Source organism: Aquimarina macrocephali (assembly GCF_051627225.1).
GTDB classification, from domain to species: Bacteria; Bacteroidota; Bacteroidia; order Flavobacteriales; family Flavobacteriaceae; genus Aquimarina; species Aquimarina macrocephali.
The window spans coordinates 2,141,392-2,155,343 of the sequence record NZ_CP151795.1; the positions used below are offsets into that span (position 1 = coordinate 2,141,392).

The 13,952-nt window shown below is 32.1% G+C and carries 12 protein-coding genes; 3 read left to right on the forward strand and 9 right to left on the reverse strand.

All coding sequences use genetic code 11. From position 1 onward, the window contains the following. Nucleotides 1–120: 120 nt before the first annotated feature. The 9 genes from AAFU52_RS09580 to AAFU52_RS09620 all read right to left on the reverse strand — a co-directional run bounded on the left by AAFU52_RS09580 (nt 121) and on the right by AAFU52_RS09620 (nt 10,073). Nucleotides 121–1,713: an alpha/beta hydrolase gene (locus AAFU52_RS09580; protein WP_438426270.1), complete on the reverse strand. Its 1,593-nt coding sequence runs from the start codon at nt 1,711–1,713 to the stop codon at nt 121–123. 90 nt (nt 1,714–1,803) lie between these two features. After that, nucleotides 1,804–1,986, reverse strand: a complete 183-nt coding sequence (locus AAFU52_RS09585; protein WP_438426271.1) for a hypothetical protein — start codon at nt 1,984–1,986, stop codon at nt 1,804–1,806. A gap of 364 nt (nt 1,987–2,350) precedes the next feature. Continuing rightward, nucleotides 2,351–3,196, reverse strand: coding sequence for a hypothetical protein (locus tag AAFU52_RS09590; protein ID WP_438426272.1), 846 nt, complete (start codon nt 3,194–3,196; stop codon nt 2,351–2,353). Between the two features lie 182 nt (nt 3,197–3,378). Further along, entirely contained in the window at nt 3,379–4,128 is a 750-nt protein-coding gene (locus AAFU52_RS09595) for a LytR/AlgR family response regulator transcription factor (RefSeq protein ID WP_024769733.1), read from the reverse strand. Between the two features lie 12 nt (nt 4,129–4,140). Further along, nucleotides 4,141–5,979 (reverse strand): sensor histidine kinase, encoded by a 1,839-nt coding sequence (locus tag AAFU52_RS09600; RefSeq protein WP_438426274.1) that lies wholly within the window; start codon nt 5,977–5,979, stop codon nt 4,141–4,143. Between the two features lie 372 nt (nt 5,980–6,351). Beyond that, nucleotides 6,352–6,837 (reverse strand): hypothetical protein, encoded by a 486-nt coding sequence (locus tag AAFU52_RS09605; RefSeq protein ID WP_438426275.1) that lies wholly within the window; start codon nt 6,835–6,837, stop codon nt 6,352–6,354. Between the two features lie 501 nt (nt 6,838–7,338). Continuing rightward, nucleotides 7,339–8,067, reverse strand: a complete 729-nt coding sequence (locus AAFU52_RS09610; protein ID WP_024769730.1) for a metallophosphoesterase — start codon at nt 8,065–8,067, stop codon at nt 7,339–7,341. A gap of 31 nt (nt 8,068–8,098) precedes the next feature. Next, nucleotides 8,099–9,235, reverse strand: a complete 1,137-nt coding sequence (locus tag AAFU52_RS09615) for an ATP-binding protein (protein ID WP_438426276.1) — start codon at nt 9,233–9,235, stop codon at nt 8,099–8,101. An 85-nt stretch (nt 9,236–9,320) separates the two neighbouring features. Further along, the gene (locus tag AAFU52_RS09620) at nt 9,321–10,073 is read right to left on the reverse strand and encodes an SDR family NAD(P)-dependent oxidoreductase (protein ID WP_438426277.1); all 753 of its coding nucleotides are present in this window, start codon (nt 10,071–10,073) and stop codon (nt 9,321–9,323) included. Between the two features lie 256 nt (nt 10,074–10,329). Here AAFU52_RS09620 and AAFU52_RS09625 point away from each other — a divergent pair, with 256 nt between their 5' ends. The 3 genes from AAFU52_RS09625 to AAFU52_RS09635 all read left to right on the forward strand — a co-directional run bounded on the left by AAFU52_RS09625 (nt 10,330) and on the right by AAFU52_RS09635 (nt 13,951). Then, complete coding sequence (locus AAFU52_RS09625; protein WP_438426278.1) at nt 10,330–11,331, forward strand: AAA family ATPase; 1,002 nt, start codon at nt 10,330–10,332, stop codon at nt 11,329–11,331. A gap of 87 nt (nt 11,332–11,418) precedes the next feature. After that, nucleotides 11,419–12,285 (forward strand): DUF58 domain-containing protein, encoded by an 867-nt coding sequence (locus tag AAFU52_RS09630; protein ID WP_438426279.1) that lies wholly within the window; start codon nt 11,419–11,421, stop codon nt 12,283–12,285. A gap of 13 nt (nt 12,286–12,298) precedes the next feature. Further along, entirely contained in the window at nt 12,299–13,951 is a 1,653-nt protein-coding gene (locus tag AAFU52_RS09635; RefSeq protein ID WP_438426281.1) for a DUF4381 domain-containing protein, read from the forward strand. Nucleotide 13,952: the final 1 nt, after the last annotated feature.

The following is a 13,952-nucleotide window of genomic DNA, read 5'->3' on the forward strand; positions in this document are numbered from 1 at the left end:
TCGAATTAGAGAGTGTGGGGATATTCAGTAACCCAGACAGGGAATTAGAAGATTGGAAAACATTTAAAACGGCATAGTGATATTGAATTCAAAAAATATACTACACAAACTACTTCTGGGTTACTTATAAAACTCTAAATTATCAATCATGATAGCTCCTGTTTCATGACCCGGAACATCAAATACGAGGAATACTTCTTTTATATTTGAAAGGTTAATAATGTTACCAAATGCACTTAATGGTATTAGTGTACTGGTCATGGCACTTTTTGTAAGTTTAGAAATGGGTGTTTGTAAAGGGAGTATAGTATAGCCACTGTGTTTTATTGGATAGGGTATTATACCAAAATCACTGATCTTCACTTTTTTTGAGTATTTGCCTTGTTTATCCTTGAGTCTAATGTAGAAATCCTGCTCTTTATCTGTGGTGTTGTAAATGTTCTTATAAATTTGGGATGCTCTGATGCTTAGAAATGAATATGATGACAAATTACGAGATGAAGGGTATTTAAATTTCACAAACGAACTTCCTACATTTCTTTTGGTCCACGTTATCCTCATTGCCTTAGTATGATGAGGTGAGTAAGAATGAAGTTTCCAACTGTTGCCTACTTTCATTGTATTAATCCCACTAGAAGATTTAACGATATCTCCTCCAGCATAATTTTTGGTAGACGAATTGTTTTCGAAGTTGGCAAGTACACTTTTTTTGGCATCTGTATGTTGTTGATAAAACTCGGATACATCATTTTGGGGCATATTAGAAGGCCTTCTCTGGTATTTAAAAAATTGGTTGTATTCTGGGCGATTTTGAAGATATAATTTTAGATGTGCCAATATGTAGGCATTGATCACTTTATTTTGATTAACACCACTGTATTGATAATTAAGAGGTTGCTGAGCCCTATCGGTATACATAGTATGACGTCCATCTTTAAAAAAGATCATGTCTTTTGTAGGAAATAGGTTGCTAAAAGTTGATCCTTCAGCAGAGCACTCATCATAAAATTTAAAGCCACTTTGCTCTCTTCCGTCAAAACTTTTCACTCCATATCTATCCTCATCGTTTCCAGAATATATGACTAGTAGTCCTTTTATGGTATTAATAAGGTTATGTTTAACATTCATATCATGCTGTACTGCGGGGGCAAGCGATATTACGGATTTTACATTTTTACCCGTTGTGGTTTCCAGATCATCGGCAAATCTTACCACGGCTCCGCCTCCCATACTATGGCCTATAAGTGCTATCGAATTAATTAATTGTGGATATTGATTAAATAACCAGTTAATATGCTTTGTCATTTCTGTATTTACACTCAGATCATGTTTGCCAGAATCCCATTGTATGCTAGCACTGGCAATACCGTGTTTGGCGAGATGTTTTTGTAAAACATCATATTCGTTGTATGCAAATCCATTTCCGTGCATGATTAATGCTAAAGGGTAATTAGAAAAGCCACCGACAGGCATGTAATATTTACCTTTATGCTCTTCTTGGTTTTGTGTAAAAAAAGAATAATTTTTAGCTTTATAGTTGTAAGGGCCATCAGATATAATCGGAGGAAGTGGAGCTTCAAAAACTAACTCTTTATTTTCGACTAAGGTTTCATTTTCTAATACCATATCCTCTTCGTAGCTACACGAATAGAATAAGAAAATAGCGAATACTACTATAGCTTTTGCTAAACTTGATTTGATTAGGTGTTTCATATTGATTTTAAGAAGGATTAGTTTTTTAACCCCTAACCATGAGTTTATGACTAGGGATTAATTGCTTATGGGGCATAAAAGATTTATTTTTTAGTGTCTATAATTAGAGCAATAGCAATCTCCATTATGAAGAGCTCCTGTGTCATGTCCATTACTTCTACAGTACTGACAACACGATCCGCAATAGTTAGAAAAGACTCCTCCTGCAATTCCTTTTTGCTGTTTTTTGTCAATTTTTTTGACGTTTTCTAAGTTTGAAATGTTTTTTAACATGGTGTGAAATATTAAGATTTTTTAAATAACTATACTGATTTATATCAGAGGTTTAGGTGTTATACTTTAATTCTGTATATCACCATTTTGGTAAATTTAGAGTAGTTAATTAAGAGTGGTAAGAAGCAATTGACAATAGGTGTGTTTCAATTGATGGATGTATGTTTTCAATAGATGAGCATAGCTTTTTAATTGATCATCGAACAAATTGGTTGTTGTTAAAACAAGAAGAACCCCCTAATCCTAAATTTGAGATTAGAGAGTACTCCTTTCCTTACTTAATTCAACATTTACTAACAAACATTATAGATGCTAAGGGGTTTTGTTGGGGTGGACTTTTTATGCTAAATAGACAAATAATTATTTAGTTATTATCTAATCCCCATACATTGTCTTTGTATCCTGAAAAACGTACTTTTCCTCCATATCGATGTCCATTAAAACTTACGATTTTTATGAATCGTTTCGCCTTTGCGAAAAATGATTTTGAGTAATATTTATGTTTACGTGGAGGAATATCGATAATGGCATAAGTTTTTGCAGGACCATTATTAGTAGCATACTCATGATAGATCCTTAATTCTTTGTTATAATCGCAATTGGTTAAACCAAACTGCACTCTTCGACATTTATTTTTTTTATTATGAAGTTCACTACCTGAAATATCATATGTATTATAATTTTTGAAGGATATTGTAACACGATCAGGTTTAGAGTTTAAGTTTTCAATGTACCTTTCTTTCCACCCATTACACAAAGAAGGGAATCGTAGAGCTTTAATATGGTTTGAAAATGATTTAGCAACAGATAGATTTACACTGTGTTTTTCTATTGTAGCTCTTTGCAATGCTTTTTCTTTGATTTTTTGATCTTCTTCTAATTTGATAAGATCTGTAGGTACGGCAATACTTTCGTCGGTTAAGGTTAAAAAACGATCTAATAAGCTTAAATCATTTAACCCATCTAATTCGCCAAAATTATCAGAATCTCCAGAAGCTTCAAAGACAATACCGTCGGTTTCTGTTTTAAAAGTAATCGTAGTGTTACTAGGCAATTCTATAGTTACCAAAGTTTTAGGTGTTAGAACGGGTATTTCTATCGATTCTTCATTTTTATGGATAGTATCTTCTTCAGAACTACAAGAATAGCATAAGAAAAGAGTGAAAATTACAATGATCCTCACTAAATTAAATTTGATTTTGTTTTTCATGGTTTTAAGTTTTAAAATTAAGTTCAAACTTAAATACACCTGAAAACAATCGATGGGTAGAAATTAATAACCATATGGTTTCAATTGATAGATATAGCTTATCAATTGATAAGACAACACATTAATCGAGATATGGATTCATTTTGGATATGTAAATGACAAGAATACGGTTTGTTGTATTATTACTGCAGATGACTCATAGAAACAAGAAACTTCTCTTTTTTGTTTTTTGAGATATTTATACTATCATTATTGTTCATTATAATATAACCTCCATCTGACTTCACAAATTTTTTCACTTCCTTTAAATTGATCAAAAAACTATTATGTATTCTCATAAATTGTTGTTCGATCAATAAGTTTTCATATTCTTTAAGATGTTTGCTTACTAATAGAGATATATTATCTTTAAGAATAAATGAAGTATAGGCACCATTAGCCTTGCAGTATATAATATCCTCTACATTAATAAACTCTACACTATCTGCTGTAGAGAGACATATTTTATTAAACTTTGGCTGTTGTAGATTATCTATTAAGGTTTCTAATTGTTTTTTATAAATCTCTTGATCTTTCTTTTTCTTTGCTTTTTCTATGGCATTTTTGAGTTCTTCGATACTTAAAGGTTTAAGTAAATAATCTAAAGATGAAAATTTTATGGCTTGTATAGCATATTGCTCGTAAGCAGTGGTAAAAATCACTTCAAAATTTATGGTGTCGATTTGGGTTAATATATCAAAACCTATTCCTGATTGTAGTTCGATATCCAAAAAGACAACATCAGGATTATAGTTTTTAATTTTATCGACAGCTTCTGTTACAGAATTTGCAGTAGTCAAAACAGTTGTTTCCAGGCAAAACTCTTCTATCAATTTTGTTAAGGTTTCTCTACTGTGTTTTTCATCATCTACAATTATTGCTGTTAAGCTCATAATTAGAAAATTTTATTCTGTTTGAATTTTGATAATTACCTTTGTTCCTATAGACGCACCATGGTTATTTATTTTGTCTATAATTTCTATATTTTTTTCTTCAGATTTGTGAAATCTTTGTAATCTTTTTTCAGTTAATTCTAAACCTCTGGATTTTGTAGTTTTTTTAAGAGACGAATTTATATTTTTAGTAGCATTTCTTCCTATACCATTATCATCTATTTTACAGATAATTTGATTTTTTTCTTTTCTGAAACAAATACTTAGTTTTTTACTACCTTCTTTTTTATTCAATAAACCATATAGGATTGCATTTTCGACAAATGGCTGAATGATCAACATAGGTACTTCTTCGGCATCTGCGTTTAGAGTATCATCTACATGAATAGTGTACTCAAAAGAGGTGTCAAAACGTAAAGCTTCTAATTCTAGATACTGCCGTAGTAAGTTGATTTCATCAGATAATACGATATTTGTTTCTATAGAGTTTTCAAGAAGGGTTCGTGTTAAATGACTAAACTTAACCAGATATTTTAAAGCAGCTTCTTTTTTTTCGAGTACAATTAAATGTTGAATTGACCCTAAAGAATTAAAAATAAAATGAGGGTTTATCTGAGCTCTTAGCGCTTTACAATTGTTAATAAATGATTCTTTTTCGAAGAGGAGTTTTTCTTTATGCTCCTGATGTATTTTATAGGCTAAGCCTAATGCAAAAATTATGATTTCGAGAGTTGCTCCAGCCATCATATAATCGCATGCCTTGGTAAAAAAGAAACCCAGGGTGCCTATCATGAATAAGAATGATCCAGCAACTATAAAATAAGCTAAACGGTTTTTGGCAGTTAGAAGTAAATAAATCATCCCGCCAATACCAAAAAAAGTCATTATTAAACGTTGAATATTCATAGTATAAATAGCTCCTTCAAAATAGTTAAAATACAAAAAGAAACTGTCTGCAATTATGATAATACCAAGTGTGTAGATGATGTATTTTATGGTACGATTAAGTGCAGGATAGTCCTTTTTTGTGACTAAATAAAGCGAAACAAAATAAACATAACATAAATTAATTAATACTTGTATGATCTGAAAAAACCAGTAAATGATGATGTTATAGTTATCAAAAATGATGTTGTTTGCTATAAGTAAAGGACCACTTAGATAAATAGATAACGATAAAATATATAAAGAGTAAAATAAGAATTCAAAATTTCTTGAAGTAATAAAGAACGCAAGAGTAAGAATAAACATAACCAGACATACACCTGTAAAAATGTATTTGCGTATTGGGGCTTTAATATTTTTTTGATAATAATAATTTTGTACAGACTGGTTTATGGTTTGTGAAGCAAAGTGAAAATTCCAATTAGTAACATGATCCGAAAATCTTAAACGTCTTATTTTTAAATATATAAATTGATTTTTGATAAGTGAGCTGTATTTAAGAGGTATTCTATTAATATTGGATATAGAATTCATTTTTCCTGAACCATCAAATAAACCAAATTTCTTTTCTACCAGTGTATTGTTCTCAAGACAAAACATAGATGCGTGTGCATAATTACTCGATTTTAGAAACCAAAGACTATCAGTTTTTAATTCTTTATTGAGGTCGATTTTTATCCAGTAAATATCTTTAGGCCTGGTTTTTTTGGTAAAATATTTAGACGATCGAAAAAGAGTGTCAGATTTTATAATATCATGTATCGATATGGTACCATTGGTAGTTTTATATACTTCAAAAGGAATTTGAGTTGTATTTCTATCTTGGTTATTTTGTGCATTGAGGCTACAATAATATACATTTGATACAATAAGAACAGAAATTATATACAGTAAATTTTTTGGCATATGCCCTATTGCTATTTATCGTTGAGAGTGTGTTATTAATATAACGTTTATAGAGGGCAAGACCCTAGCCCTTCATATAGATCTTGTCTAAAATATTTTCCGTTTTTAGATGAGCACTTATTCTGTAATGGTAAAATAGAATGTTACGGCCTATGTTGGTTTGTTATTCTTTAAGTCATACGCTGATCCCTTTTTTAATCATAGAATATGTTTTTTAAGAAAAGAAGAAATTAAAAAATAAATCAATTGATTTCGAAATGCTCTAATAGAACAACCCCCTACCCATGAAGAAATTGGGTAAGGGTTGCTTATCATTTATTATATAGTCAATTTTTTCTTTAAATACTCATGTTTGACTACTACATGTTGAAGTTAATCTGTTAGATTATAAAATGACTGTACTTCTAGATAGTTCTCAAAATTAATACCGCTGGCATCATTGCCTTCTACCAACACAAACCGAAGTCTAAGATTAGATTGAGTAAAAGTAGCACGTAATGTGGCTTTTCCAACCTCAATCTTATCGATCTCTAGGATGATTTGCTGGCCTAGACTAAGTGGTAAAGTTTCCCAATAGGTATTACCCGTGACCGTAACATAGGCATAAACAATACCGGTGTCAAATATTTCCTGTGTTAATTCGGGAATGTCAAAAACATTATCTCCGTTAGATATCGTTTGGTTTTCGAATAAAACAGAGACTACATTAGCGTTCCCATCTTGTCCATTTGTTCCATCAGCTCCTGCTGGTCCCTGTGGTCCTATTTGACCATCGACCCCATCTTCTGTAGAGCAAGAACCTAAAACTAAGATTAGTACCAAAATACCATACTTAAATTTTTTCATTATTGTTTCCATACTTTTCATGTTATTAATTATTAATTGTGTGAATATTCAATTGTTTATTTGCGAAGTGTTTTAATAAAAGATCCCACAATTACAACTACATGCTACAAAGATGCAACGAGCTTAAAAAGTTATCAAGAGGCTAAAACCTTAATTTATATATGGTAAAACCATATGTCTATAAGGGGTTATTTCCCGAATTTGTATTGTTTTAAACTCATGTTTAAAAAACACTATCAATTCTGTAGTCTATTTCATTTTGAAGAATAGAACAAAAAAATGAGTTGTAATTGAATCTAATATCTATCTAGCTAGGTTCTGCTTTGAGGATTGATTTTTCTATTAGATTGATCTTTTCCTTTATAATTATAAAAATTAAAGAAAAAGCTATTAGTAAGTATGCTAAAAATTTTATCGTTGTTTTCATGATATGTGATTTTTTATCATTTACAACCTTAGATCAATAACTTTAAATTTTTGTTACCCTTGGGGAGTAATTTTTACTATAAATTTTTAGTTTCTACCATTCTCATGTGGGTATAATTGGTATACGGGATCACTTTGCCAAAATTCCTTGGTATTAATATCCATTATAGTAAGTGGTCCTTTAAATGCAGCTCCTGTATCCATATTCCATACACAAATAGCTTGTGTTGGGGTGGTTTGATTGATTCGTGTAACGGGAGTATGGCCAATATAAACCTCATCAAAAAGCAATAGTCGTTTAGGGTATTTTAGATCTGTTTTTTTTAGATTGGGATCCGTTGCCAATGCAGTTTCCCATAAAGTCCTGTCCCAATAAAATGATTCACTAAAATATTCTCGATGAGGTCCGCGAAGATTAGTGAACCCAGCATGAAGAAACAAACGATTATGAGTATCTATGTGATAATTATTGAGGGTTTCATAAAAATGGAGATGAGTATTAATTTCTTTTGGTGATAATTTTGCATAGGAATCTATAGTCGCTTGACCACCATGTTGTATCCATTCAGAATTGTGAGTATGTTGTGTGAGCCAGGTATAACAAAGATCATCATGATTTCCTTTAATAAAAATGCAATTATGTGATGTTTTGAGGGTAATCAGGAACGAAACTAATTCGGCACTATGACTCCATCCATCTACATAATCTCCCAAAAATATAAGAGTGTCATCTTTAGTTACTTTTGCTCTTTCAAGTATTTGTTCTAATGCGATTAGCGCACCGTGAATATCTCCAATTACTAAAATTCTTCCCATAGTTGATTAACCGTTGATCTTTTTTGCCCCATTAACTATATCTAACTTTTCTCAAAATTCGAATACTTTCTTTACAGAGAGAATATATAGTATCGTTATAGAGTTTTAAATATGGTTTTGCTTCTTCTAATTTTTCTTTTGCTTCACTAAGATCATTAAAATAACATATCAAATAAGTGGCAGGAAGATTTATAATATCTTTTTCTTCGTTTTTTGATAGAGGAATTTTGTTTTTTAATTTCTCGATTAATGCATTGTTACTATTATATAAATGATATAATGTTTTAAGGTCAAATTTTGGTGGATCAAAAAGAAGTTTACTTTCGATATCATAACTGGCATTATCCTTAAAGGTGATCACCACTTCTTCTAAAGGATAATAACTAAAAGTATCCTTTAAACCTAACTGTACATATTCTATAATCTTAAATTGGTCATCGGTTAAGGATATACTTACTTCATCTAATTCTGAGTAAAATAGCTTTACATGCTCATTGATTAATTCAATATCTACTCGAGAGTAATATATTTCTCCATTTTGCCGTTTTTCTTTGGCTGCCCAGCAAACCACAAAATATTCTTTAAAAACCTTATATGCAGGATTGTAATCGATTCTAGAATTCATAAAATCAAATACTCCATCCAAAGTAAGTTCAATATTATTCTGGGCATGACTTTCGATAGCGTCTACAATTTCTGAATTGACATCTTTGATTTCGATATCAAAAACTTTAGGCATACTCATGCTACCATCCCTAAAAAAGACACTACCTCCATAATATTTCCAGATATTTTTACGAAGAGAGCAGAGTTGTCCCCCTTGAGGTCGGATTGTTACTAAACCTACTACTTTATCCGATGATAGATGAGGAAAAGGAATATTTTCATAAGACACGATAGGAGGGTTGTCTAAATATGCATTTACCAGATTTTGGATTTTACTATCATCAAAAAAATCAACCCCTATGATTTGATTATCTTCATCCTCAACTCCTATTACAATATATGAATTGTTTTTGGGGTTAGAATTGGCCAAGGCACAAATATGCTTTAAGAATTTGGCTTTTCCTTCTTTCTCTCCAATATTAAGTTTACGCTTCTTATCATAAAAACTATTTTCGTCATTATGTGCCAGTAGGTTCTTAATAAGGAGGCGTTTGTTAATCATTCCGTTTACAAATAGCAATTGAAACTTTTCCCAATATAAACTTAGCCATTTTTATTGGGTCAACAATGCGATAAGAATAAAGAAATTATAAACTTTTATTAACTATTGTACTGCCAGCTTGTGCAGTTGGGAATACAATAAGATCTGCAATATTAACGTGATATGGTCGTGTAACCACAAAAGCTATAATATCAGCAATATCTTCTGGAGTTAATGGATCAAAACCTTTATACACAGTATCTGCTTTTTGATCATTGCCTTTAAACCTAACATTACTAAACTCGGTTTCTACTAGTCCCGGATGAATAGCACCTACTCTAATACCGTATGAGTTAAGATCCATACGCATTCCCTTATTGATTGCATCTACAGCATGTTTACTTGCACAATAGATGTTTCCGTTTGGATAGACTTCTTTTCCTGCAATTGAGCCAATATTGATAATATGACCAGATTGTTGTGTAATCATTTTTGGTATAACCGCCTTAGAAACATACAGTAATCCTTTAACATTAATATCTATCATAGCATCCCAATCATCAAGATTTCCGGTTTGAATAGGGTCAAGTCCATGCGCATTTCCTGCATTATTGATAAGAATATCAATTGTACTAAATTCTGAAGGAAGACTATCAATAGCAGAAAAAACCTTGTCTTTATCTCTAACATCAAAACAAAGTGTGTGTACTTGCACTTTTTTACTTAGTTCCTCTTGTAAAGTATCCAATCGATCTTGCCTTCTGCCACAAAGAATAAGGTTTATATTATGTTTTGCTAATTCTATAGCGGTAGATTTTCCAATTCCACTAGTGGCTCCTGTGATTAATGCTGTCTTCATAAGTAAGTTTAGTATTTAAAAAATGCAACACCTTTACATCAGATCCGTCTTTTGATAAGATCATCGTAAAAACGATGAAAATCTTTATGTCCAATTTTTTGTAAAAGTGGTTTAAATATACTGTAAAATTTGTGCCTAAAACAGGTTTTGCAGTGCACATTTAACCAAGAATTAACAAGAGCATGAAAATTAATTCGACAATTTGCAATGTTGGATTATGAGTGTTAAATTCACGCCTTAAAAAAAAATAAAATAGATGGAAGAGAATAATGCTATTGATATTGCTTCAATCAATCAGAAAATAGAGAAAGAATCTGCATTTGTAGATTTACTAACTCTAGAAATAAACAAAGTAATTGTAGGTCAAAAACATATGGTCGAACGATTGCTCATCGGGTTATTGGGTCAAGGTCATATTTTGCTGGAAGGAGTTCCTGGTTTGGCAAAAACATTAGCCATTAATACGTTGTCTAAAGCTGTTCATGGTAGTTTTAGCCGTATTCAATTTACACCAGATTTATTACCAGCCGATGTAGTGGGAACTCTTATTTTTAATATGAAAGAGAATGATTTTTCGATTAAAAAAGGACCAATTTTTGCCAATTTTGTCTTAGCAGATGAGATTAACCGTGCTCCGGCAAAAGTGCAAAGTGCTTTACTTGAAGCTATGCAGGAGAAACAAGTAACTATTGGTGATGAGACTTTTATACTGGATAAGCCATTTTTGGTAATGGCAACGCAGAATCCGGTTGAGCAAGAAGGAACATATCCTTTGCCAGAAGCTCAGGTTGACCGTTTTATGCTTAAAACAGTAATTGATTATCCAAAATTAGACGAAGAACAACTAATTGTTCGCGCTAACCTCAAAGGATCCTTCGAGAAGGTAAATCCTGTTGTTTCGGTAGAGCAGATTATTAATGCTCAGAAAGCAGTTAGAGAAGTATATATGGATGAAAAAATCGAAAAGTATATCCTTGATATCATTTTTGCAACACGTTATCCAGAAAAATATGGTTTAGAAGAACTTAAACCTTTAATCAATTTTGGAGCATCGCCTCGTGGAAGTATCAATTTGGCTACTGCAGCAAAATGTTATGCCTTTATTAAGCGAAGAGGATATGTGATTCCAGAAGATGTTCGAGCAGTAATTCTTGATGTACTTCGCCATCGTATAGGGATTACCTATGAGGCCGAAGCAGAGAATGTAACTTCAGAGGACATCATCAATAAGATTGTAAATGAAATTGAAGTACCATAGTAGTTTATTGTTTGAAGTTGTTTGGTTTCAAGTTTAAAACCTTGAAGCCTGAAAGATTCACAAAGTGAATAAACCTGAAACAAAATTATGGATACTAAAGAGTTACTAAAAAAAGTTCGAAAAATTGAAATCAAGACACGTCGCTTAAGCGACCACATCTTTGGAGGAGAGTATCACTCTACTTTTAAAGGACGTGGTATGACGTTTAGCGAAGTGAGACAATATCAATTTGGTGATGATGTACGTAATATAGATTGGAATGTAACAGCTCGGTATAATGAACCTTATATAAAGGTGTTTGAAGAAGAACGAGAACTTACTATGATGCTGATGGTAGATGTTTCGGGATCACAACTTTTTGGTACTCAAGAACAATTTAAAAAAGGGATCATTACTGAAATTGCAGCTACTTTAGCATTTTCGGCAACCCAAAATAATGACAAGATAGGATTGATTTTATTTACCGATGAAATAGAGTTATATATTCCGCCTAAAAAAGGAAGGTCCCATGTGCTAAGAATTATACGAGAATTGTTAGAGTTCGAGCCTAAAAGTAAGAAAACTAATATTACAGAAGCATTGAAGTTTTTATCCAATGTGATGAAAAAGAAAGCGATAGTTTTTATACTTTCTGATTTTATTGCAGATGATTATCAACATACATTAAAAATTGTAGGAGGAAAACACGATGTTACCGGGATAAGAGTTTATGATAGAAGAGAAGAAGAAATTCCTAACCTGGGAATGGTGCAAATGGAAGATGAGGAGACAGGGGAACTTTTGCTGGTGAATACTGGTTCTAAAAAAACACGAACCAATTACAGTGCATATTATCATGAAAGAGCAGATTACTTTAAAGATAGTTTTACTCGAAGTGGAGCAGGCTCTTTAAGTAGTAGAATTGATGAGAGCTATGTGAAGAAATTACTAGGCTATTTTAAAAGAAGAGGATAAGGAAGATTTAAGAATGACGAATTACAAATTACGATTTGAAAAAAGAACTATACAACCAGGAGCCCTTAGGCTTTTTACCTGGATGATATTCTTTGCCTTTAGTGGATTTGGTGCTTTTGCGCAGGTTTCGGCAACAATCGACTCCACTACAATAGAAATAGGCAATGAGATTCGATATAAAATGCAAGTCGAAGCAGATTCGACCCAAATTGTTGTTTTTCCAGAAGGACAAACGTTTACTCCCTTAGAAGTAATCGAATCACAAAAAATAGATACCTCTAGAAACGGAAAACGTTTTAACCTTACCAAAGAATATGCACTAACACAATTTGATTCTGGTCATTATACGATACCAAGACAAAAAATAATGATCGGCGACAAGGTCTTTTTTACAGATTCTCTTAAAGTTGAGGTTAGAGATATTTTGGTAGATACTACCAAACAAAAGATGTATGAGATCAAACCTCTGGTTGATGTAGATGCTAAATTTGCTTTTAACTGGAAGAAATGGTTCTTATGGATTGGTATTTCACTACTTATATTAGGGTTGATCGCTTTTTTTATATTAAGAAGAAAAAAACGTAAGGCAAATAAAGAAGATGAGCTACCTCCTTATGAAAGAGCAATACTAGCACTTCAGAAAATTGATGAGTCTCATTTATTAGAAAAAGATTCGCATAAAGAATACTATTCGCAGTTAAGTGATACCGCTCGTAAATATATCGATGAAGAAGTGTATGATCATGCTATGGAAAGTACCACCGATGAGTTAATTACACGACTTGATGAAGAAATTAGATCAGGAAATCTTAATTTGGATAAGGCCACTATTGAAGAACTTAAGAATGTATTGAAAACTGCAGATATGGCCAAGTTTGCCAAATCTAAACCAGATATCATAACAGCAAAATCAGATCGTAATGTTATCGAGCAGGTGATTCATAAGACAAAAAGCGCGATTCCAGAACCGACAGAAGAAGAACTGCTGGCAGATGAAGAATATAGAAAAACAGTAGCCGAGAAAAAACGCAGAAAGAAAATTATTTTAGGAAGTCTTGGAGCTGTGGCGGTAGTTGCTATTACATTACTCGTTTTTATTTTTGTTAAAGGGTATGATGTTGTAAAAGACACACTACTTGGTCATCCTACAAAAGAGCTCGCAGAAACCGAATGGATTACAAGCGCATATGGTTCTCCTCCTGTTACAGTTGCTACTCCCAGAGTATTGATTCGTAATGCATATCAAATGACAGAAGAACAAAAGCAAACTCTTAAAGGGAATGAAACTTTTGTATATGGAAGTCTGGCAGGAAATTTCTATGTAGTTGTAACCACAATACAATATAAACAGCCTACCGAAATAGAATTAAATAAAGTGGTAGAAGGTGTCGTAGGAAAATTTGAATCTATAGGAGCAAAGAATATTTCTGTAAAAGATGAAGAATATGAAACTTTGGGCGGAGCAAAAGGAATTAAAGTGTTTGGGAATTTAGAAATAGTGAATCCTGTAACCAAAAAGAAACAAAAAAATAGCTACCTAATGTTGAATTTTGCTGAAAATGGCGGGTTTCAACAAATCACTTTGGTATATGATATTGAAGATCGTTATGCGAAAGATGTTGCCGAGCGTATTATTAATTCTGTAGAACTTAAAAATACCAAATAAC